Here is a 21,804-nt window from a genome sequence, read left to right as displayed (position 1 = left end):
GGCGAGTGCGGCTGATTTGCGTTGGCGCTAAGCCTACGTGGTTTTACTTATCTTCTCGACGAACAATATTCCATGGGTTTTCGTTGTTGAGTGCTTCAGGCAAGTACTCATTTGGAATGTCTTGATAAGCGACAGGACGTAGATAGCGCATGATCGCGTTTGTACCGACTGATGTGCTGCGGCCGTCTGAGGTGGCTGGGAAGGGGCCACCATGCACCATGGCATGTCCCACTTCTACGCCGGTCGGGAAACCGTTTGCGAGAATTCGGCCTACCTTTAACTCTAAGGCTGAGATAAGTTCGCGTACAAGTTCCGCGTCATCCGAGGCTTCCAAATGCAGCGTGGCGGTTAACTGACCTTCTAATACCGAGATAAGTGTAAACATCTCTTCGGTATTGTCACAGCGAACCACCAGCGAGCAAGCACCAAAGACTTCAGCCCCTAGTTGTTCGGGGGCATTAATAAAGGCCGAGGCGGTAGTACTTAGCAAAATCGCCTGACATTGATTGCAGCCCTCAGCGACCTTTCCTTGTGCCTCGATCTTCACGGCAGCATGTTCAGACAGCGTCTTAACGCCTTGTACGTAAGCGTTGTAGATACCCGGAGTCAGCATCGTTGTGCTTTGGGTTTCTTCTAGCGCGGCTTTGGCGGTGTCAATAAAAGCATCCAACTCAGGTGAATCAACAGCAATAATCAAACCGGGATTTGTGCAAAGCTGTCCCGCACTGCCCACCAGCGAAGCAGCGAAGCCGTTTGCTATGGCAGAGCCACGTTGTTTTAACGCTTGCGGTAATAAAAACACCGGGTTCACACTGCTCATCTCTGCGTAGACCGGAATAGGCTCAGGGCGTGCCGCGGCGGTTTGCATCAATGCGACACCGCCGGCTCGTGATCCGGTGAAGCCAATGGCTTTAATAAAGGGGTGTGCAGCTAATTGTTGTCCTACCGCGTAATCGTAGCCAAATACTAGCGAGAATACGCCTTGGTGTAATCCGCATTTTTTGACCGCGTTTTGAATAGCTTGGCCCACCAATTCTGATGTGCCGGGGTGCGCAGAGTGGGCTTTGACAACGACAGGCGCGCCGGCAGCGAGTGCTGAAGCGGTATCGCCACCCGCCACTGAGAAGGCTAGTGGGAAGTTACTGGCACCAAATACCGCAACGGGGCCCACGGGTATATGACGCAGACGGATGTCTGAGCGTGGCATGGGTTGGCGTTCCGGCTGTGCATAATCAATGCGGGCACCATGCCATGCGCCTTCACGCACGACTGAGGCAAACAAACGCAGTTGTCCGGTCGTACGACCGCGCTCACCTACAAGTCTTGCTTGAGGTAGGCCAGTTTCGGCTTGGCCGCGCTCAATTAACGCGTCACCCAGCTCCATAATTTCATCAGCGATGGTTTCTAGAAAAACAGCGCGTTGTTCGGGGGTAGTGCTGCGATAACTCGCAAAGGCATCGTTGGCTAAGGCCACGGCGTCATCCACTTGCGAAGCGGTGGCACCGACGTAGGCAGGTGCCAGTTGATCATTAGTGAAAGGGTTGATGGCGTGGAAATCGCGATCAGCGCCGGCGACAAGCGCTTGGCCAATAATCATGTGCCCAGTTAGTTTCATGGTTTTTTCTGCCTTTTTACGTACGGTAAAGGTGGGAAATTGGGTACGGCACAAAAAGGGTTGCGCCAACATCAGTAAAACACTAGTATATTAGTATGTCAAATGGTAGGCATGTGCGAGCTGACGCCTGCGTAGAAGGACGGAGGAGCTTTCACGAGTTTGTCATCGTCACGCCAAGTCTATGCGCACCACCCTGATAGTTATAAAGGCTTAAAAAATAATGTCAAAACGAACCTATGAATCTTTGCGTAGTGCTCGCTGGATGGCACCCGACGACTTACGTACCTTTGGGCATCGTTCTCGCCTAATGCAAATGGGTTATGGTCCAGACGATTGGAACGGTAAACCCATTATCGCCATTATTAATACATGGTCAGATATCAACCCCTGCCACGCTCACTTTAAACAGCGTGTTGAGGATGTGAAGCGAGGCATCGTACAGAATGGTGGCTTTCCGATCGAGTTGCCAGCGATCTCGCTTTCAGAAAACTTTGTAAAACCGACCACAATGCTTTATCGCAACATGTTGGCGATGGAGACTGAGGAGTTATTGCGCAGTCACCCCGTTGATGGGGCAGTACTGATGGGCGGCTGTGACAAGACCACACCTGGGCTATTAATGGGTGCGATTAGCATGGATATCCCCTGCATCTTCATGCCTGCAGGGCCCATGTTGCGTGGAAACGTAAAAGGTCAGGTGCTGGGCTCGGGCTCGGATGCGTGGAAGTACTGGGACGAGTGGCGTGCTGGGAAAATCGATAAAACGCAGTGGTTGCAGGTGGAGTCAGGCATCGCTCGTAGCCATGGAACCTGCATGACCATGGGCACCGCTAGCACCATGACCTCCATTGCAGAGGCGATGGGTATGACCTTGGCGGGAGCGGCGTCCATTCCCGCAGCGGATGCGAACCACATACGCATGGCCGCCGCATGTGGCCGCCGCGTGGTCGACATGGTGTGGGAAGACCTTACCCCTAAGAAAGTATTGAGTCGTCAAAGCTTTGAAAACGCGGTCGTGGTAGCCATGGCATTGGGTTGTTCTACCAATGCGGTGATTCACCTGTTGGCCATGTCTAAACGTGCAGATCACTTATTAAGCTTAGATGATTTGGATGCTGCCAGTCGCCATGTGCCGGTGATTGCCAATATACGACCCAGTGGCGACACCTATCTGATGGAAGATTTTTATTATGCAGGTGGCTTACCGGGGCTAATGTCGCGGCTTAAAGACAAACTGCATTTAGCGGCAATGACCGTGAGCGGCGGCACCATGGGTGATCACCTTGAGGGCGCTGAGGTCTATAACGATGATGTGATCCGTCCTTTAGACAATCCCATTTACCACGAAGGCGCCTTAGCGGTACTGCGCGGTAACTTAGCGCCATCAGGTTGCGTGATTAAACCCAGTGCTTGCGCTCAGAAATTTCTCAAACACACAGGCCCTGCATTGGTGTTTGATGATTACCCCAGCATGAAAGCCGCCGTGGATGACGAAAATCTGGACGTGACTGAAGACCACATTATGGTGTTGCGTAATGCCGGGCCTCAAGGCGGCCCTGGCATGCCAGAGTGGGGCATGTTGCCCATCCCCACCAAGCTTGTAAAACAAGGCGTGCGAGACATGTTACGACTGTCAGACTCACGCATGAGCGGCACCAGCTATGGGGCGTGCATCTTGCACGTGGCGCCCGAATCGTATGTGGGTGGCCCCTTGGCTCTCGTTAAAACGGGGGATTACATCACGGTGGATGTCGAAAACCGCAGCATCCATTTAGAAGTAGACGAGGCCGAGTTAGAGCAGCGTCGTGCGCAGTGGTCCCCGCCGCCTAAGCGCTTTGAGCGAGGTTACGGTTGGATGTTCTCGCAGCATATACAGCAGGCCGATACAGGCTGTGATTTTGATTTCTTAGAAACCCAGTTTGGCAAGCCCAACGGTGAGCCTGAAATTTATTAACGGAGTAGTAATAATGGCTATGAACCCAGAGACTCGTGCCAAATTGGCGAATGTCAGTACGGCAACACTTTGCACCGCCCTTTTTAGACGTGGACTGCGCAATCAGTTTATTCAAGACGTGCGTCCTTTAAATGCGTCCTTAGCGAATATGGTGGGTGAGGCTTTTACCTTACGTTATATTCCTGCACGCGAAGACTTGAACCCCTTATCGGCCTTTCAAGATCGTGATCACCCTCAACGTGTTGCGGTAGAGCAGTGCCCTGAAGGCGCGGTGATGGTTATTGATAGTCGTAAAGACGCGCGCGCCGCATCGGCGGGATCCATTTTGATCACGCGTTTGATGCAGCGTGGCGTAAAAGGAATTGTGACAGACGGCGGTTTTCGTGATTCGCCAGAAATCGCTGAGTTAGCGATTCCTGCCTATCACAATCGTCCTTCAGCACCGACCAACCTAACCTTGCACCACGCGATGGATATCAATATTCCTATTGGTTGTGGTGATGTCCCTGTTTTCCCAGGCGACGTGGTGGTGGGCGACGCGGAAGGCGTTATTGTTATCCCTGCTGAGATTGCGGATGAGGTAGCTGAAGAAGCCGTGCAAATGACGGTGTTTGAAGACTTTGTGCTTGAGCAAGTGCAAGCAGGTAAATCCATCATTGGTTTATACCCAGCAACGGATGAGCAAACGAACATTGATTTTGCGGCGTGGCGTAAAGCAAAAAATCGTTAATGCTTAACGGTTAGTGATGAATAAAAAAATGCGAATCCTCGGATTCGCATTTTTTATTTGTACAGCTTATTCACAGAGCACTTAATACGCTTTAAAAAACGAAGGGTGCTCGGCTTGGATCTTAGCAATGTAGGCTGGTGTGCCTGACATATGATCACGTAAATACTGTTGTGCCTTTTCAGGGTTACGTTCGATCAGCGCGTCTAATAGTTGAACGTGCTCGTCAATGATGCGTTCGGGCTTCCCGATAAACGGTAAATGTAGACGACGTACACGATCCAAGTCGCCGCTACGGCTACGAACGAGCTTCCAGAGCTCGTCTTTTCCTATCCAGCGATACAACGTGCGGTGAAAGGCTTTATCGGCTTGGGCAAAGCCTGACAGGTCGCCAGCATCGCGCAGTTTCACCTGCTCTGCTAATTGCTGCCTTAAGGTGTCAATTAGCGTGGCATCGTGATTTAAGGCAACTTCGCGTATGACCTCTAACTCGATAGAGCGTCGTAGAAAGTGCGTTTCTTGTGCAAACGACACGTCGATGAGGCTGACACGGGTTGAAGATTGCGGGAACACATCAACCAGCCTTTCTTCGGCTAATCGTAGCAAGGCTTCGCGCACGGGCGTTTGGCTAACGTCATAGGCCGACGCGAGCTTAGCTCTTGAGAGCACAAAGCCCGGCGCCAGTTCCAGTGAGACAATTTTTTCACGTAATAGCTCGTAGAGCTGTGGGGCGGCCTGTCGTGCCCGATCGAGCGTCATGTTGGTAGTCATTTCTATATACACGGGTGGCGTTGTTCATGCGAACACAAGTGAATCATCGAAGTATAGTAACGCCACGTATGGGTTCGCATGCGGCTTCGTCAAAGGCTATTACTTGAGGTAGTGGGGTAACCAAAGCGATAAGGCCGGAATGTAAGCCAAGGCTAAGGTAAACAACGCCAAAATAATTAAAAATGGAATGCTAGCAACAATAAAATCTTCCACTTTTGCCTTTGTGATTGAACATGTGGCAAACATAATTGTACCCAGTGGCGGGGTTAGCGTACCGATTGCAATGGCGAGCACAAAGAAGATACCAAAGTGAACGGGATCAATACCGTATTGTGCAAGCATTGGCATAAATAGCGGCGTTAAAATAATAATACTAATGTTGCCTTCGACAATCATGCCTATTAGTAGTAAGAAGGCCAGTACAACCAAAAAGAATAATTCGGGTGAGCTGACATATAACACCAATACTTCGGCCATACGTTGAGGCACTTGTTCAAACGCTAGTACCCACCCAAATGCTGCTCCTGCTGCGATAATGATGAGAACAGATGAAGCAATGTGTACGGTTTCTACCAGCGCCTTGACTAACTGAGTCAGCTTCATCTCGCGATAAACTACTAGTCCTAGAAACAGTGAGTACAAGATCGCGATGGCCCCCGCCTCGGTGGCACTAAACATACCTGCACGTATACCGCCAATAATGGCGATAGGCATCAGTAATGCCAATAGGGCATCGCGTAGGGCGATAAGGAACTCTTTAGCGTTAATACTTGCGGTCGGTTGGGTTTCAAGCTTATGTTTTTTTGTATAAAAATGCACGTAAAGCATGAATACGCCACAAAGGGCTAATCCTGGTAATACGCCTGCTAGGAACAAATCACCAATGGAAACATTCCCCACATAGCCATACATGATGAGGCCGATAGAGGGAGGGATAATCCCAGTGGTGAGGGCGGATGAGGCGGTCAATGCGCTAGCAAAACCACGGCTATAGCCTTTTTTCTCCATTTCAGGCACAAGGATCTTGGCCGTCATGGCTGCGTCGGCAATATTAGAGCCCGATAACCCGCTCATTAAGGTGCTGAGTAACACATTCACTTGGGCTAGCGAGCCAGGCAAACGACTCGTGACAATCACAGCAAAACGCAACACACGTTGTGTGATGCCGGTGTAATTCATCAAAATACCAGCGGTTAAGAAGAAAATGATCGCCAGCAACGGAACTGATTCCATTCCTCCTACCATGCGCTGGATTAACACCATGGTGGTGAAACCATCGCTGAATAAAAAATAGAGGGTGGTGCCAAAAATCATCGCAAAGGCGATGGGTACGTTTAGCATAAACAATACTAAGAGCGTAATAAGCATAATGCTAAGTGCCATTTCAAGCCTCCTTTTTAGCGCGGTATTCGTTACGGTATTTGTCCACTAGCTGAAATGTGAAGTGAATGACGCTGAGTAGGCCCCCTAAGGGCACGGCGATATCGATAATTTCGTAACTAATGCCTAGAATTGGGGTGATTTTGTCGCTGGCCTGTAATGCTAACTTAGAGCCTAAATAAATAAACACATAAATCAGTACAAAGTAGATGGCACCAGCGCGAATGAACTCACTGACAATTTTGAGCGGTCGTGGAAGCTTATTTACAAAGTAGTCCACGCCTACATGGCCATTTCGCTTCATTGACGAGCTAACGCCAATGAAAATAAACCAGATAAACAGAGCAATGGCGAGCTCTTCGGCCCACTGAATAGGTTGGTTAAATACGTATCTGCTGACGACATTTAAAATCGTAAGGCCAATGACGCCGACTACGGCAAGGGTGGCGATAATATCGTCTATATTCTTGAGCCAGTTTTTCATGGTTTCCTCCAGTTCTTGTCATTGCAGATAGCCGACTTGAACTGTGCGTCTTTTACTAATGATCCGCTAACAGAGGGCGCCTCAGCGCCGTTAATCATTAACGACGCTGAGGCGGAGCTGAAACATCGGATAGGATGAATGTGCTAAGGCTTATTGCTGTGCTAATAAGTCTTGAACGGTGTCATAAAGGTTGGGGCTAAACGTTGGGAACTTACCGTATACGTTGCGAACCGCTTCTTTAAAGGGCTGCTGATCCACTTCGTGGATGGTAACGCCCTCGGCTTTAAAGGCTTCTAGCACGGCGGCATCTTGCTCTTCAAGCACTTTGCGACCGAAGTCACGGGCTTCGATACCGGTTTCGCGTAGCAGTTCTTGTACGTCTTCAGGCAGTGTTGAGAAGAAGTCGCTTCCAGCAATCCAGGCCAAAATAAATTTCTGGTGACCCGTTAAGCTTAAGTGCTTGGCGATTTCTTGCGTTTTAACACCTTGCAGTACAGGTAAGGGGTTCTCAGCACCGTCCACTAAACCTTGTTGCAACGACGTGTATAAGTCGCTTAATGGCGTCGGTGTGGGGGAAGCGCCGAGGTCAGTAAAGGTGTTAATAGCGATCTGTGTGTTCGGAACACGAATTTTCATGCCACGTAAATCGTCTGGGCTTAATACGGGTGTTTTAGTCATTAAATGACGCTCGCCGTATACAATCGCGGGCAGCACAACATCGAGTTTTTTCTCGTTAAGCTCTTTAGCGATATTCTGATACCAGTCAGTGGAGGTCAGATAAATCATTTGGTCGAAATCATCGACTAAGTACGGCGTATCAAAAATACCCGCATCCGGCGCGTAGTTCATTAAGAAGCCATAGCCCGCCAAGATGATGACGTTATTTCCCATGCGGGCTTGTTCCAGCACGTCTTGCTCGGAACCCAGCTGCGAGCTAGGGTAAAGACGCAGCGTGACATTGCCGTCGCTTCGTGCTTCAACCAATTCTTTCCATTTATGAGCGAGTTGATCAATGGGCTCACCCGGCTGATTGCCGTAAGCAATATTAATGGAATAGGTTTTCGTGGTATCGGCCGCGGCGGTATCTGTTGAGCTTGAGTCTTCTGACGAGCAAGCAGCAAACAGGGTTAATGAGGATAAGGCGAAAACAGAGAACAGTTTACGGGAGAATATTTTCAATTGATTTACCTTTGCTGTAATAGTCTTATTGCTGTGGGAAAAAAGAGGGTGTGTGCTGTTCAATCGCGTAGGCGATGGTATAGAGCTGACGTTCGCTATGAGGTTTACCGATCAGTTGAACGCCCACGGGCAAGCCCTCGGCAGAGAAACCAGCGGGAACGGACATAGCAGGAAAGCCGGTCGTATTACTGGGTCCGGTTAGACGCGAGAGAATACGCGTATGACCGGCTTGACCGTCGATCATGACGTCGCGCTGGCCCACATCAGATGGCAAAATCGGTAATGTTGGAGTGATCAGCGCATCGACCTGATTGAAGGCGAGGCGATGCTGGGAAATAAGCTTGTTACGCGCCTGCAGCGCCATAATGTAGGTCTCTGAATCAAGCAGTAGGCCCGCGATGGCACGGTTACGCACCTCGATGTCAATTTTTTCAGGGCACTGCTGCAAGTAGTCTTTAATGGTTGAGTACGACTCGCATGCAAAAATTAATTGTTGAGCGATCAGCAGCTCATCCATCTCAGGAAGGGCGATCGGAACAATTTTGGCGCCCAGTTTGCTTAAGGTGTTAACGGTTTCGTCAAACACGCGTTGCACACCGGACTCGACAATATCAAAATAGAAATTCGTCGGTACCCCGATGACCTTGTCTTTCACACCGGATTTAATTCCGAGGCTGTAATCCTCGTATACGGATTCCACCGAGTACGGATCTTTCTCGTCAAAACCGACAATCGCATTGAGCATCAAGGCGTTGTCTTCAACGGTGCGAGTCATGGGGCCGAGGTGATCAAGCGTCCAACATAAAGGCAGAGAGCCGTGCTTGCTAACTTTTCCGAAGGTGGGTTTCATGCCGACTACGGCGCAGGCCGAGGCGGGCATCCGAACCGAACCGCCCGTATCTGTACCGATGGAGCCGAAACATTGATAAGACGCTAAGGCGCCGGCCGACCCTGAGCTGGAACCAGCCGTGATTTTTCCCGGGCTGCGAGGGTTGCGAACGGGGCCGAAGCAGGACTTGTCGCCCGTGGGGCCTAAGGCAAAAGACTGCATATTCGTTTTGCCAAGGATGATGGCACCGGCCTCATACAGTCGCGTCACCACGTGGGCGTCATGATCTGGCACAAAGTCTTTATGCGTTTCTGAACCAAAGGTGGTGCGCACGCCTTTAGTAAAAATAGCGTCCTTCAGGCTAAGAGGTACCCCGTGCAACGGCCCTTTGTAATCACCCGCTAGGATCGCTTTCTCGGCGCTGTGAGCGGTTTGCATTGCCTGCTCAGCCATCACGGTTACGTAGGCATTGTGCTCAGGGTTTAAGGCTTCGATATGCTGTAATGTCGCGCTGGTTAACTCAACTGGCGAGATTTTTTTGCTTTGAATAAGTTGGCTTAGCTCTGAAATGTTGAGTTTCAAAAGGTCAAGTGTGCTCATGACGCCTTTCCTTTCAACACTTGGTGTACTGACAATACGGGAGCTAGGGTCTGGGCAGGATTCAACGCACGCATCTTCTCCACGCTTTGCGCAAAGTTGAGCTGGTCATTACGAAAACCTTCTAGGTCAAAATGCGCGGGATCAATGTTATTGCGCTCTAGAAGACGTTTCAGGTCCTCAATCGTACTCATATGCATCTGCCAAAATTAACATTCAAAGTAAAACACTAATATATTACCTACAGCGATAATGCTGTGTCTACTAGGTGTAAACACCAGTATGGAGACAAAATGACGTATAGGCAAACAAAAGGACAACAAAAACCCAGTAACATTAGGATGCTACTGGGTTTCTTTTTGAAACAACTACACCGTCTTATTTAATGATTTTTAAGTGTGAAGGTTTAGCGCCACCAGAGGGCTTGCTGCCTTCGGATGAGTCGGTAGTGGGGGCTGAGGCATCAGAAGGGCGAGCCTCTTCTTGTGCATACGGCGCTGACTCACTGACCTCAAAACTCATACCGGTTCCGGTTTCACGTGCATAAATAGCTGTGACCGCTGCAACAGGAACGAAAATATCTTCAGTTATGCCATTAAAGCGCGCCTGAAAATCAATATATTCGTTACCAATACGCAATTGATTGGTGGCTAGAAGCCCCACATTTAGTGTGATTTGCCCATCGTGTATGTGGCTTACGGGCACGACTGTGTTTTCATCTACCTTAACGACGATATGGGGTGTATAGCCGTTATCGGTGCACCAGTCGTGCAAAGCACGAATTAAATAAGGTTTGGTAGAAGGTTCTTGCATAGGTTTAGCGACTTAGCGACGCATCACTTTTTCTGAAGGAGTCAATGCTTCGATGAAGGCAGGGCGAGAGAACACGCGTTCAGCGTATTTCTGAATAGGCGCTGCGCTTTTAGGAAGTTCAATGCCGTAATGATCCAAACGCCATAGTAGAGGCGCAATCGCGACATCTAACATTGAGAATTCTTCATCAAGCATGTATTTGCTTTTGGTCAAAATCGGGGCCAATTGAGCCAAGTGGTCACGAATTTGCTGACGTGCTTTGTCTTGAGCTTTAGCGTCTGTGTTGCGACGATCTTCAAGTACCGATACGTGCACAAACAGTTCACGCTCAAAGTTGTACAGAAACAGACGAGTACGGGCGCGCATGGTTGGGTCCGCAGGCATTAATTGCGGGTGCGGAAAGCGTTCGTCGATGTACTCGTTAATAATATTGGATTCGTATAAGACAAGCTCACGCTCGACCAAAATGGGCACCTGACCATAGGGATTCATTACCGAGATATCTTCAGGCTTGTTATACAAGTCAATATCGCGGATCTCGAAATCCATGCCTTTTTCAAACAACACAAAACGGCAGCGTTGTGAAAACGGGCACGTTGTTCCAGAGTAGAGCACCATCATGTTATGGATTCCAGTCGTAGAAATAAAAACAAGAGCCAAGCGATGGCTCTGACAGGGTTAGGCGTCAAGAATAGACGCCTAACAATGCGAAGAGACTAACAGCTTGCTGCAGTAAAAGTCTACGGCAGCAAGCGCTTAGGTCGTTACTTAATGTCTTTCCAGTAGACCTTGTTCAAACGCCAGGCCACCGCAAAGAACACAAATAAGAAGAGCAATACGGCCACGCCGATCTTCTTACGTACCAACTGTACTGGCTCGGCCATCCACGCCATGTAGTTACTTAGGTCGGCGACGTCGCTATCAAATTGTGCTTGCAGCTTAGCGTTGACCGGAGTGAGTTTCACCGTTTCACCCGCTTTCCCTGAGTAAGTCGTTAGGTCTTCGGATGTTGTGGTGGTGAAGCCGTGCTCGTCCACATTAGTAATGGTACGTACCCAACGGGTAGAACCATCGTCGTCGGTAACTTGAGCCACTTTATTACGCTCGAGTGTAACCGGACCTTGGCGCTCCCACAAAGCATGGGGCATCCCTACGCTTGGGTACACAAGATTGTCCCAGCCAGTTGGGCGGCTGGTATCGCGGAAGAACGTACGTAAGTAGGTATAGATGTAATCCGTACCTGATGGACCAAGGTTAGTGGACATGGCACGCGCGGTAACGGAAAGGTCGGGTGGCGCTGCACCAAACCAGTTACTACCGTCGGACGGGCGCATGGCGATCGTCATGAGATCCCCCACTCGGTCAGTGGTGAACAATAAATTGTTTTTGATCTCTTCTTCACTAAGGCCGATTTCTGTCAGTTTGTTATAGCGCATTGAGTTAGCACTATGACAATTTAGACAGTAATTGACGAATAGTTTGGCGCCATTTTGCAGGGCAGCCATATCGTTAATACGATTTGGAGCGCGTTCAAGCGGGTATCCCCCGTCGGCGGCCGCAGCCACCGTGCAGGTTAGGGACAACGCGAGAGCGCCAAGCAGTTTTTTAATCATGGTCATTCCGTGTCGTGTTGATGTCCTTAGTGGGCGCGGAAAGTCACGCGGTCCGGTACTGGCTTAAAGGTGCCTATACGGCTCCAAACTGGCATTAGGAAGAAGAAGGCAAGGTAGATAACCGTACCGATCTGGCTAAGCAGGTTGAATAAGTCGTTTGGCGCCTGTGTGCCGAGGTATCCCAAGATCACAAAGTTGATCAAGAAGATAGCGTACAGGAACTTGTGCCACGTTGGGCGGTAACGGATCGACTTAACAGGCGAGTGATCAAGCCATGGTAAGAAGAATAAGATAACAACCGCGCCACCCATGGCAACCACACCCCAGAATTTCGCATCAAACACTTTGAAGGAAATGGCGACAGCAACAAGGATAACAGGAACGGCGATGCGCCAGATGCCGGGCAGGCGTCCTTTGAAGAACAGGATAAGCGCAGCAATAATCGCGGCACCGGCCATTACCCACGTAAAGTCGTCAGTGGTCGCACGCAACATCGAGTAGAAAGGCGTGAAGTACCAAACTGGCGCAATGTGCGGAGGGGTCTTCATCGGATCGGCTGGAATAAAGTTGTTGTACTCTAAGAAGTAGCCGCCCATTTCAGGTGCGAAGAACAGAATCGCTGCAAAGACGATTAAGAAACCTGCCACACCAACGATATCGTGTACCGAGTAGTAAGGGTGGAAAGGTATGCCATCCAGAGGACGACCTTGAGCGTCTTTAGGCCCTTCTTTGATTTCCACACCGTCAGGGTTGTTAGAACCCACTTCGTGCAAAGCAATCAGGTGAGCCACAACCAACCCTAAAATAACCAAGGGGATGGCAATTACGTGGAAGGCGAAGAATCGGTTCAGTGTTGCATCGGAAACCACGTAGTCACCGCGAATCCAGATAGCGAGCTCAGGGCCGATAAAAGGAATAGCAGAGAACAGGTTCACAATAACTTGTGCGCCCCAGTAGGACATTTGGCCCCATGGCAATAGGTAGCCAAAGAAAGCCTCAGCCATCAAACAGAGGAAAATCGCAACGCCGAAAATCCAGACCAGTTCGCGTGGTTTACGGTAGGACCCGTAAAATAGGCCACGTAGCATGTGTAAATACACCACCACGAAGAACATGGACGCACCGGTAGAGTGCATGTAGCGGATAATCCAGCCCCCAGGTACTTCGCGCATGATGTATTCAACCGATGCAAAAGCAAGCTCTGCATCCGGTTTGTAGTTCATGACCAGAAAAATACCGGTCACGATCTGAATAACAAGCACTAACAGTGCCAATGAGCCAAAGAAGTACCAGAAGTTGAAGTTCTTCGGCGCGTAATACTCCGACATATGCTCTTTGTAGAGAGAAGACAGCGGAAAGCGTCTGTCAATCCATCCTAAGAGTCCTGTCGTTTCGACGGTTTTCTCGCCAGCCATGAAACGGCTCCTTTAATCTTTAATAAAAATCAGGTTTTTTATTTGCCTTAGGCTTGGTTGTTCTCGTCGACACCAATGGTAATGGTGGAACCGTCGGCGGAAAACTCGTAAGGCGGGACTTCGAGGTTGTCTGGAGCAGGTTTGTTACTAAAAACCCGGCCGGCAAGATCGAAAGTAGAGCCATGGCATGGGCATAAAAAGCCGCCCGACCAATCGCTAGGCACACCAGGTTGAGCTCCAGGACTTAAGCGAGGAGTTGGCGAGCAGCCGAGGTGTGTGCAAATACCAATACAAACAAAAATTTCTGGACGACGCGAGCGATACTCGTTTCTTGCGTATTCGGGTGTGTAACCCTCGCGCTGAGACATGGGGTCAGCGAGTTCGGCGTCAAGCCCTTCGAGGCTAGCAAGCTGGGCTTCGGTGCGGTGTAGGATCCAGATAGGATTGCCTCGCCATTCGACGGTACGCATTTCGCCTGGCGCGAGCGTAGAAATGTCGACGTCAACGGGGGCACCTGCAGCGCGTGCTTTAGCGGAGGGGGCAAATGACCCGACGAAGGGCACGGCGGTTCCTACTCCGGCGACACCACCTACCGCACAGGCGGTGGTGACCCAGAAACGGCGCTCAGGATCGGACGGCTTTTTTTCGTCCGCTCCGTTTACATCGGGCTGTGTCGTAATCTGACTCATTCTAGTATCCTTATTCCTGCCCCTTAGGGCTTCCCACAATTTACGGATTTTGGCCTGGGTATGTTATCTCAACCCAGTATTATAGCGTTACCTGTCGCAAGTGACTTGATCAAAGAGGGATATATGGGCAAAAGCCGCGGTTTTATTCAAGAATTCAGAGAATTCGCAATTAAAGGCAACATGATTGACCTTGCAGTTGGGGTCATTATAGGAGGAGCGTTCGGCAAGATCATTGATTCGTTGGTGAAAGACCTTGTGATGCCGCTAATCAGTTTCATATTAGGTGGCGAAGTTGATTTCTCAAACAAGCTTCTCGTACTACGAGAACCCGAGGGTTATACCGGTCCCTACACAGCTGAGGCGTTAAATGAAGCCGGAGCAGTGGTGTTGTCGTGGGGTAACTTTCTAACAATATTCATTAATTTTATCTTACTTGCGCTGGTTGTGTTCTTAATGGTGAAAATGGTGAATCGCTTACGTACCGCGGCACAGCGTGAACAAGAGCAGGAAGCGGTTGCTGAACCAGCGCCTACACCAGAAGATATCATGTTGCTACGTGAAATACGTGATTCGTTACAAGCTCAACCTACACCGAAAAACTAGGTGCAAGCTTGATGTAACGCAGTGAAATAGCCCCGCTTCAGCGGGGCTATTTCATAAGTAAAGCCCTAAGGCTGCAGATTAAATCGGGTTATCCAAATCCACAAAATCAACGCGTATTCCGAAGTGCTGCTGTATGGCTTCGCCTAAGGCTTTAATGCCGTAGCGTTCGGTAGCATGATGACCTGCGCCTACATAGGCGGTTTCGGTTTCGTTGGCTAAATGAAAAGTGGGTTCAGAGGCTTCACCACTAAGATAAAGATCAACGCCTGCATCCACGGCAACTTGCATATAGCCCTGTGCTCCACCGGTGCACCAGGCGACTCGGTCGATGATTTGTTGTTTGTCACCCACAGTCAGAGGCTGACGTTGCAATTGTTTGCAAATGCTTTGGGACACCGATTCTAGGGTTTGGGGCGTTGCTAAACGACCGAGCCAGACCAAATTACCGGGCCCACAGGTGATGGGATTTCCAGTTTCGTCTCTGTCAGGGACAAAGCCCAATACGCGAGCTAATTGGGCGTTATTTCCCAGTTCGGGATGCGCATCCAGCGGCAGGTGATACCCAAAAATATTAAGATTGTGCTGCAAGGCCACGGCCAGACGCTTCTTTTTGATGCCTTGGATGCGCGGGTCTTCGTTTTTCCAAAACCAGCCGTGATGCACCATGACGGTGTCAGCGCTGCGAGCGACCGCTTCATCTAATAAGGCTTGGCTAGCAGTAACCCCGCATACGATGTGCGATACCGTCTCTGAGCCTTCTACTTGTAAGCCATTAGGGCAATAATCAGCAAAGCTTTGGGGCTGCAATGTTTGATTTAGCCAATCATTGAGTTCCTTGCGAGAGATGTGTTTCATTACGTCTATTCCTCATTCATTCGGTTCGGTGTTATGCGTCGATTTTGGTTGTTATTCGCTCAAACGGTCACGGTGTGCTTAGGACTGCTTTTCATTGTGTCCAGCCTACGCCCGCAATGGTTGCATGGCTCTGCCCAGCAGCCTCGCACTGCCATCACGGAAAGTGGGCCTCGTACACAGCCCTCAGGTCAGTACGTTAGCAGTTATGCCGAAGCGGTGGCTCGAGCGACACCGGCTGTTGTGAATATTTACACCGCGAAGCACGCAAAGGTTCCCATGGGTCCGCAATTTGATGACCCGCTGCTGAACTACTTATTTAAAGACATGCCGGGTTTTCAAGAGCGTCGTCGCACAACCAGTTTGGGCTCGGGAGTTATTGTAAGGCCCGATGGCTACATCCTAACGAATTACCATGTGGTTGAGGCGGCGGATGATATTGATATCGCCCTGCATGACGGCAGAACAGCACGGGCCGAGTTGGTGGGGGCCGACCCAGAAAGCGATCTGGCGGTGCTTAAAATTCCATTGGATGCACTACAAGCCATCAACGTCGTGCCCGTTGAGCATCGTTTGCGCGTGGGCGATATTGTATTGGCCATCGGTAACCCCTTTGGCGTGGGCCAAACGACGACCATGGGCATTGTGTCGGGGGTGGGAAGAAATCGCTTGGGTATTAATATTTTTGAAAACTTCATCCAAACCGATGCAGCGATTAACCCTGGAAATTCAGGTGGCGCCTTGATTAATGCTTATGGCGATTTGGTAGGCATTAACACGGCCATTTACTCTGAAACCGGTGGTTCACTGGGTATTGGTTTTGCCATTCCTGCTCAAGCGGCCTTAACCATCATGGAGCAAATTCGTGAGAAGGGCGTTGTCACCCGAGGATGGCTGGGAATAGAACCCCAAGACTTAAGCGCGGAATTGGTAAAGGCCTTCGACCTAGCCAGCGATCAAGGCGTGGTTGTGGCAAGCGTATTACGTCGGGGCCCAGCATGGGAAGCCGGCATACGTGTGGGCGATATTATTACGCGCATCAACGACAGTGAATTACGAGACTCGGTGGCATTGCTAAACGGCATTGCCACCATACCGCCCGGAGAAACGGTGATGCTGCAGGTGATACGCGATGGCAAAAGTAAAAATATCGCCGTGGTGGTGGGAAATCGCCCTACAGCATCGTCATAACAGGGGTGAACGTTACGATGTCTCTTCGACTTCGCTTGCTTGGGCTTCTTGTTTTTTGATGAAGGCTGCGAAAATAATGCCAAGTTCGTACAGCAAGCATAGCGGTGCTGCTAAAAGGAACTGACTGATGACATCAGGAGGCGTCACAATAGCAGCAATCACAAAGGCGGCCACGATGACATAGCCACGTATTTCGCGCAACTTAGCGACGGTGGTTACCCCGGTTTTTACCAACAAAATCACAGCCACAGGCACTTCAAACGTAATGCCAAAGGCCAAAAACATCGTCATGACGAAGTTCAGGTACGCTTCGATATCAGGGGCAGGGGTGATAGATTCGGGTGCAAACGATGCAATAAAGTGAAAGACCGTTTTAAACACCACAAAATAACAAAACGCCATGCCCAAGATAAACAAGAGCGTGCTGGAAAAAATCAGTGGTATGGCTAAACGCTTTTCGTGTTTATACAGGCCTGGCGCAATAAAGGCCCATGCCTGATACAAAACGATGGGCAAAGCGATCACGAACGAGGCAAGCAGTGTGACCTTAACGGGCACCATAAACGGCGTGATTACCCCCGTGGCAATCATGCGTGTGCCTTGGGGCAACGACGCTAACATCGGCTGTGCCAGGGCGTCATACATGACGGATGGCCCTGGGTAAAGAAACAGCACGATAAATACGGCGATAACACTGATAGCAGCGCGCATCAGACGACTGCGCAGCTCGATCAGATGCGACATAAACGATTCGCCGGATTGTGTCTCTTGTGTCATTTACGTGGTGCTCTTAGGTGTGGCGTTGCTTGCATCAGAGGCAGTGGTTTCTGTTTGAAGCTCGGACGCAGTGTTATCGTTGGTGCGCTCGGTAGAAGACGGTAGGCTTGCGCTGGTCTCGTCGTGTGCCGATGGCGGTTCAGTATCAGTGGGCAAGGGGTCTGCGTTTGCCTGACTTTTGGGCGTCAGGGGCAGTTCGGCTTGGGCGGGATCGGCTGACTTAATATCGTCTTCTAGCGCCGAAAGCGCCTTAGTGTGGTCTTGTACGGCGTCACTGACTGATTTCTCGGTTTCGTTAGCAAAATCGTTAACCGCTCGACGAGCCTCTTCAAGAGGATTACTAATTTGCTTAGTGGTGGCATCGACCGAGGCCCGAACGGATTCCGCCGCATCTTTAACCTGATTTTTGATGGATTTAACTTCATCCAGATTAATTTCGCGTTCGATATCGGTTTTGACCTCGCTTACATAACGTTGTGCGCGGCCGAACAGGTGCCCTACTGTGCGGGCTACTTTAGGAAGGCGTTCTGGGCCAAGCACAATGAGGGCAATAATACCAATTAGCAGCAGTTCACTAAAACTGATGTCAAACATAACAACGCATTACCTTTAAAACGCCAATGTTTAGACGTCTTGTTTTTCTTTGGCTTGTACATCGACCGTGTTGTTGTCTTGAACACGCTGCGTGACGGCTTCAGGCTCGTCGTCTTGGGCTTCTTTAATGCCTTTTTTGAAGCCTTTAACCGCACCGCCTAAGTCTTCGCCGATGTTGCGTAGTTTTTTGGTTCCAAATACTAGGGCTACGATAACTAAAACAACTAGCCAGTGCCAAATGCTAAAACTTCCCATTTGTAGTCTCCGTTACGCGACGGCTGTCGCTGTGGTGTTCCAAGGGCGTTGGCCCCCGATAATGTGTAAATGTAAGTGATCAATTTCTTGACCGCCGTCGTTTCCACTGTTAATGATGACACGAAAACCACCTTCGGCGCCTGGCCTACAGCCGTTTTCACGTGCAATTTTTGGTACGAGTGCCAGCATATCACCTAACCATGAGGCGTCATTGTCGTCGACATCTTGTAGTGATACTACATGATGGCGAGGGACGAGCAAAATATGGACGGGCGCGGCCGGATTGATGTCTTTAAACGCAATAAATTGCTCGTTTTCAAAGACCTTCTCAGACGGAATAGCCCCTTCAATTATTTTACAGAATAAACAGTTATCACTCATGAAGCCGCTCGAATAATAGTGAGTAATTAGGCGATATATTGCAAAGTTAAACTAAGTGTACCGTAAGCGCTGCGGCGCAGCGGCGAGAACTTAGCTTTTATTGCGTTGCGCTTTTTCATCCAGACCCGAAATGCCCTGCCGTTTGGCCAGTTCAGCCAAGACAGCCTCAGGGCGTATGCCGTGATGGGTTAGGGCAACTAAGCAATGAAACCAAAGGTCGGCGGTCTCAGACACAATGCGATCAGGCGTGTTGTCTTTGCTTGCCATCACCAATTCACACGCCTCTTCCCCTATTTTTTTTAAAAATGCATCGGGGGCATTTGCCAGAAGGCGTGCCGCATACGAAGTTTCTGGGTTACCTCCATTCGCAGGCAACCGAGTTTCAAGTAAGTCGGCAACTTGGCTTAATACGTCGGAATTAGATTGTTGAGTCATTGGTAAATTTGCGTAGGGTCTTTAATAACAGGCTCTACTGTGTTCCATTCAGGGTTGCCGTCGATGGTATCAAGGCGTTGATAAAAACAGCTTTCGCGTCCGGTGTGACACGCAATACCGCCGACTTGTTTGATCAGAAGCAGCACGACATCGGCATCGCAATCGAGCCGGATCTCGTGCACTTCTTGAGAGTGGCCAGACTCTTCACCTTTGCGCCATAATCGTTGCCGTGACCGAGACCAGTAAACCGCACGACGGCTGCTTGCGGTTTCGGCCAAGGCCTCGGCATTCATCCACGCCACCATCAGGATTTTTCCACTGTCAGCGTCTTGGGCAATGGCTGGCACTAAGCCTTGCTCATCGTACTTTAGCTTGTTTAACCAGTTATCTTGCATGACTATGACCTGACTTGTATGCCCTGTTGTTCAAGGTAGGCTTTGGCCTCAGCGATGCTGTAGGTGCCATAGTGAAAAATACTGGCCGCCAATACCGCACTAGCACCGCCTTGCAGTATGCCTTCGGCCAAATGCTCAAGCGTACCGACGCCACCCGAAGCAATCACCGGTACGGGAACGGCGTCGGATACGGCGCGTGTTAGTGCCAGATCAAAACCTGATTTCGTACCATCACGATCCATGCTGGTTAATAGCAGCTCGCCGGCGCCTAACTGCGCCATACGCTGTGCCCACTCGATAACGTCGATGCCCGTGGCGCGTTTTCCGCCATGGGTATAGACCTCCCATTCAGGAGGTTGGTCAGGAGCAGAGCTACGGCGGGCATCAATAGCCACCACCAAACACTGCGAGCCATAATGCTCGGCCGCCGCTTGCACCAAACTTGGGTTTGAGACGGCTGCACTATTAATAGACACTTTATCGGCCCCAGCGTTCAATAAACGCTGAATATCGCCGACCTCGCGCACCCCACCCCCAACGGTTAGGGGAATAAAGATTTGCTTTGCCACCTCTTCGATGATGGGCAGAATTAAATCGCGGTTCTCAGTGGTGGCCGTGATATCAAGTAAGGTGATCTCATCTGCACCTTGCTCGCTGTATTGGCGCGCAATTTCGATGGGGTCACCCGCATCGACAAGATCGACAAAGTTGACGCCCTTAACAACGCGACCAGCGTTGACATCTAAGCAGGGGATAATACGGCAGCTTGCGTTCTGGACTTCGGGGCGGGCTGAGCTCATCCTTCGTACTCGTCGGCAAAATCTTGCGCTTCGGTGAAATCAAGCGTGCCTTCGTAAAGGCTGCGGCCTAAAATCACCCCTTCAATACCTTCGTGCTCGACGTCGCAAAGGGCTTTAATGTCGTCTAAGTTGGCGACACCGCCCGAGGCAATGACGGGGATACTTACGTGGCGTGAAAGGTTTACTGTGGCTTCGACGTTAACGCCAGAAAGCATGCCGTCACGCCCGATATCGGTGTAAATAATGGATTCACAACCGTAATCTTCAAACTTCTTCGCTAAATCTAATACGTCGTGGCGCGTAAGTTTGCTCCAGCCTTCGGTGGCAACTTTGCCGTCGCGCGCATCTAAACCAACGATGATGTGGCCAGGGAAAGCGCTACAGGCATCGCGCAAAAACCCTGGGCTTTTGACAGCGGCGGTGCCAATAATGACATAGCTCATGCCAGAGTCTAAATAGGCTTCGATCGTGTCGAGATCGCGGATGCCACCCCCAATTTGGACGGGAATTTCGTCATCAACCGCTTTAATAATGGCGTTGATCGCCGCGCGATTAATGGGTTTGCCTGACACGGCGCCGTTAAGGTCGACTAAATGTAAGCGACGAGCACCTTGATCTAACCATTGGGTAGCAATAGCCCCTGGGTCGTCAGAAAATACGGTTGCGTCATCCAGGTCACCCTGGCGGAGGCGCACACAGCGCCCGTCTTGAAGGTCGATGGCGGGGATTAAAAGCATGATGTATAGCCGTTAAACGAAGTATGTAAATAAAAAATCGTAAACAACCGCAATGCGGATAGATTTAAGGGTTCCAGCGAGCAAAGTTACTTAATAATCGTAATCCAGTTTGGGCACTTTTCTCGGGGTGAAACTGCACAGCAAAAATATTGTCTCGGGCGACTGCACTGGTGAAAGTACAGCCATAATGGCTTGTGCCTACACATAGTGTAGAGGTATCTGGCTGAACGTAATAGCTATGAACGAAATAAAAATAACTATTTTGATCGATAGTAGCCCAAAGAGGGTGGGGATGCGTCTGTAAGACGCGATTCCAACCTATATGTGGGACTTTCAAGCCTTGTGGTCGTGAGGGAGTGAAGTAAGCGTCGCCGCTAAAGCGTTTTACCTTGCCTGCAAACAGATTAAGACAGGGCACATCGCCTTCATCGCTATGGCTAAATAGCATTTGTTCTCCCACGCAGATTCCCAGCATGGGTTTAACGCGGGCGTGAACGAGTAAGCGTTCGTAAAGGCCAGATTGATGAAGTGAAACCATGCAGTCTGGCATGGCGCCTTGTCCGGGTAAGACGAGGCGATCAGCTGCGTCGAGTTGGCTAGGGGTGCTAGCAAGGGTAACGGTGGCGGAAGGGGCCGCCACATGCAGGGCACGAGCAACAGAGTGTATGTTGCCCATTCCGTAATCGACGATAGCGATAGTGCTCACGATGGGAGGCTT

The 21,804-nt window shown here is 50.2% G+C and carries 26 protein-coding genes; 4 read left to right on the top strand and 22 right to left on the bottom strand.

What is annotated here, in order from left to right; genetic code table 11:
* Window positions 1-43: 43 nt before the first annotated feature.
* Window positions 44-1,615 (bottom strand): aldehyde dehydrogenase (NADP(+)), encoded by a 1,572-nt coding sequence (locus AC2UZI_RS00615; protein WP_486941897.1) that lies wholly within the window; start codon window positions 1,613-1,615, stop codon window positions 44-46.
* 220 nt (window positions 1,616-1,835) lie between these two features.
* Here AC2UZI_RS00615 and araD point away from each other — a divergent pair, with 220 nt between their 5' ends.
* Window positions 1,836-3,569: an L-arabinonate dehydratase gene (gene araD / locus AC2UZI_RS00610; RefSeq protein WP_486941896.1), complete on the top strand. Its 1,734-nt coding sequence runs from the start codon at window positions 1,836-1,838 to the stop codon at window positions 3,567-3,569.
* A gap of 19 nt (window positions 3,570-3,588) precedes the next feature.
* Window positions 3,589-4,299 carry a ribonuclease activity regulator RraA gene (locus AC2UZI_RS00605; RefSeq protein WP_486943684.1) on the top strand — a complete coding sequence of 237 codons (711 nt, stop codon included), beginning with the start codon at window positions 3,589-3,591 and terminating at the stop codon, window positions 4,297-4,299.
* An 81-nt stretch (window positions 4,300-4,380) separates the two neighbouring features.
* Here AC2UZI_RS00605 and AC2UZI_RS00600 read toward each other — a convergent pair whose 3' ends face one another.
* The 11 genes from AC2UZI_RS00600 to petA all read right to left on the bottom strand — a co-directional run bounded on the left by AC2UZI_RS00600 (window position 4,381) and on the right by petA (window position 14,066).
* Window positions 4,381-5,067, bottom strand: coding sequence for a GntR family transcriptional regulator (locus AC2UZI_RS00600; RefSeq protein ID WP_486941895.1), 687 nt, complete (start codon window positions 5,065-5,067; stop codon window positions 4,381-4,383).
* A 99-nt stretch (window positions 5,068-5,166) separates the two neighbouring features.
* Window positions 5,167-6,450, bottom strand: coding sequence for a TRAP transporter large permease (locus AC2UZI_RS00595; RefSeq protein WP_486941894.1), 1,284 nt, complete (start codon window positions 6,448-6,450; stop codon window positions 5,167-5,169).
* A 1-nt stretch (window position 6,451) separates the two neighbouring features.
* Window positions 6,452-6,931, bottom strand: a complete 480-nt coding sequence (locus AC2UZI_RS00590; RefSeq protein ID WP_486941893.1) for a TRAP transporter small permease — start codon at window positions 6,929-6,931, stop codon at window positions 6,452-6,454.
* A 150-nt stretch (window positions 6,932-7,081) separates the two neighbouring features.
* A complete protein-coding gene (locus tag AC2UZI_RS00585) occupies window positions 7,082-8,110 on the bottom strand; it encodes a C4-dicarboxylate TRAP transporter substrate-binding protein (RefSeq protein WP_486941892.1) in 1,029 nt (342 codons plus the stop codon).
* A 25-nt stretch (window positions 8,111-8,135) separates the two neighbouring features.
* Window positions 8,136-9,539 carry an amidase gene (locus AC2UZI_RS00580; protein WP_486941891.1) on the bottom strand — a complete coding sequence of 468 codons (1,404 nt, stop codon included), beginning with the start codon at window positions 9,537-9,539 and terminating at the stop codon, window positions 8,136-8,138.
* A complete protein-coding gene (locus tag AC2UZI_RS00575) occupies window positions 9,536-9,730 on the bottom strand; it encodes a hypothetical protein (RefSeq protein WP_486941890.1) in 195 nt (64 codons plus the stop codon). The genes AC2UZI_RS00580 and AC2UZI_RS00575 overlap by 4 nt, the downstream gene beginning before the upstream one ends.
* Before the next feature lie 184 nt (window positions 9,731-9,914).
* Window positions 9,915-10,349: a ClpXP protease specificity-enhancing factor gene (locus AC2UZI_RS00570; RefSeq protein WP_486941889.1), complete on the bottom strand. Its 435-nt coding sequence runs from the start codon at window positions 10,347-10,349 to the stop codon at window positions 9,915-9,917.
* A gap of 12 nt (window positions 10,350-10,361) precedes the next feature.
* On the bottom strand, window positions 10,362-10,970 hold the full coding sequence (locus AC2UZI_RS00565; RefSeq protein ID WP_486941888.1) for a glutathione S-transferase N-terminal domain-containing protein: 609 nt from the start codon (window positions 10,968-10,970) through the stop codon (window positions 10,362-10,364).
* A 143-nt stretch (window positions 10,971-11,113) separates the two neighbouring features.
* Entirely contained in the window at window positions 11,114-11,968 is an 855-nt protein-coding gene (locus AC2UZI_RS00560) for a cytochrome c1 (RefSeq protein WP_486941887.1), read from the bottom strand.
* Between the two features lie 20 nt (window positions 11,969-11,988).
* On the bottom strand, window positions 11,989-13,377 hold the full coding sequence (locus tag AC2UZI_RS00555; RefSeq protein ID WP_486941886.1) for a cytochrome b: 1,389 nt from the start codon (window positions 13,375-13,377) through the stop codon (window positions 11,989-11,991).
* 47 nt (window positions 13,378-13,424) lie between these two features.
* Window positions 13,425-14,066: a ubiquinol-cytochrome c reductase iron-sulfur subunit gene (gene petA / locus AC2UZI_RS00550; protein WP_486941885.1), complete on the bottom strand. Its 642-nt coding sequence runs from the start codon at window positions 14,064-14,066 to the stop codon at window positions 13,425-13,427.
* Window positions 14,067-14,189: 123 nt separating this feature from the next.
* Between petA and mscL the strand changes: the two genes are divergently transcribed.
* Window positions 14,190-14,669: a large conductance mechanosensitive channel protein MscL gene (gene mscL / locus AC2UZI_RS00545; protein ID WP_486941884.1), complete on the top strand. Its 480-nt coding sequence runs from the start codon at window positions 14,190-14,192 to the stop codon at window positions 14,667-14,669.
* Between the two features lie 78 nt (window positions 14,670-14,747).
* Here mscL and AC2UZI_RS00540 read toward each other — a convergent pair whose 3' ends face one another.
* On the bottom strand, window positions 14,748-15,524 hold the full coding sequence (locus AC2UZI_RS00540; protein WP_486941883.1) for a Nif3-like dinuclear metal center hexameric protein: 777 nt from the start codon (window positions 15,522-15,524) through the stop codon (window positions 14,748-14,750).
* Window positions 15,525-15,557: 33 nt separating this feature from the next.
* On the opposite strand from AC2UZI_RS00540, the gene AC2UZI_RS00535 reads away from it, so the two are divergent.
* Window positions 15,558-16,712, top strand: coding sequence for a trypsin-like peptidase domain-containing protein (locus AC2UZI_RS00535; protein ID WP_486941882.1), 1,155 nt, complete (start codon window positions 15,558-15,560; stop codon window positions 16,710-16,712).
* Between the two features lie 12 nt (window positions 16,713-16,724).
* On the opposite strand, the gene tatC is transcribed toward AC2UZI_RS00535, so the two are convergent.
* The 9 genes from tatC to hisH all read right to left on the bottom strand — a co-directional run bounded on the left by tatC (window position 16,725) and on the right by hisH (window position 21,792).
* Entirely contained in the window at window positions 16,725-17,489 is a 765-nt protein-coding gene (tatC, locus tag AC2UZI_RS00530) for a twin-arginine translocase subunit TatC (protein WP_486941881.1), read from the bottom strand.
* Entirely contained in the window at window positions 17,490-18,083 is a 594-nt protein-coding gene (gene tatB, locus AC2UZI_RS00525) for a Sec-independent protein translocase protein TatB (protein WP_486941880.1), read from the bottom strand.
* A gap of 30 nt (window positions 18,084-18,113) precedes the next feature.
* Window positions 18,114-18,338 carry a Sec-independent protein translocase subunit TatA gene (gene tatA / locus AC2UZI_RS00520; RefSeq protein WP_486941879.1) on the bottom strand — a complete coding sequence of 75 codons (225 nt, stop codon included), beginning with the start codon at window positions 18,336-18,338 and terminating at the stop codon, window positions 18,114-18,116.
* Window positions 18,339-18,350: 12 nt separating this feature from the next.
* On the bottom strand, window positions 18,351-18,719 hold the full coding sequence (locus AC2UZI_RS00515) for a histidine triad nucleotide-binding protein (protein WP_486941878.1): 369 nt from the start codon (window positions 18,717-18,719) through the stop codon (window positions 18,351-18,353).
* Window positions 18,720-18,809: 90 nt separating this feature from the next.
* Entirely contained in the window at window positions 18,810-19,154 is a 345-nt protein-coding gene (locus AC2UZI_RS00510; protein ID WP_486941877.1) for a phosphoribosyl-ATP diphosphatase, read from the bottom strand.
* Complete coding sequence (hisI, locus tag AC2UZI_RS00505; protein WP_486941876.1) at window positions 19,151-19,549, bottom strand: phosphoribosyl-AMP cyclohydrolase; 399 nt, start codon at window positions 19,547-19,549, stop codon at window positions 19,151-19,153. Before hisI ends, AC2UZI_RS00510 begins: the two co-directional genes overlap by 4 nt.
* A 2-nt stretch (window positions 19,550-19,551) precedes the next feature.
* Entirely contained in the window at window positions 19,552-20,349 is a 798-nt protein-coding gene (gene hisF / locus AC2UZI_RS00500) for an imidazole glycerol phosphate synthase subunit HisF (RefSeq protein WP_486941875.1), read from the bottom strand.
* Window positions 20,346-21,086, bottom strand: coding sequence for a 1-(5-phosphoribosyl)-5-[(5-phosphoribosylamino)methylideneamino]imidazole-4-carboxamide isomerase (gene hisA, locus AC2UZI_RS00495; protein ID WP_486941874.1), 741 nt, complete (start codon window positions 21,084-21,086; stop codon window positions 20,346-20,348). Before hisA ends, hisF begins: the two co-directional genes overlap by 4 nt.
* Before the next feature lie 64 nt (window positions 21,087-21,150).
* Window positions 21,151-21,792, bottom strand: a complete 642-nt coding sequence (gene hisH / locus AC2UZI_RS00490) for an imidazole glycerol phosphate synthase subunit HisH (protein WP_486941873.1) — start codon at window positions 21,790-21,792, stop codon at window positions 21,151-21,153.
* Window positions 21,793-21,804 lie beyond the last annotated feature (12 nt).

Source organism: Paenalcaligenes sp. DL 463 (assembly GCF_057475185.1).
This window is presented reverse-complemented; position numbering and strand designations above follow the sequence as displayed.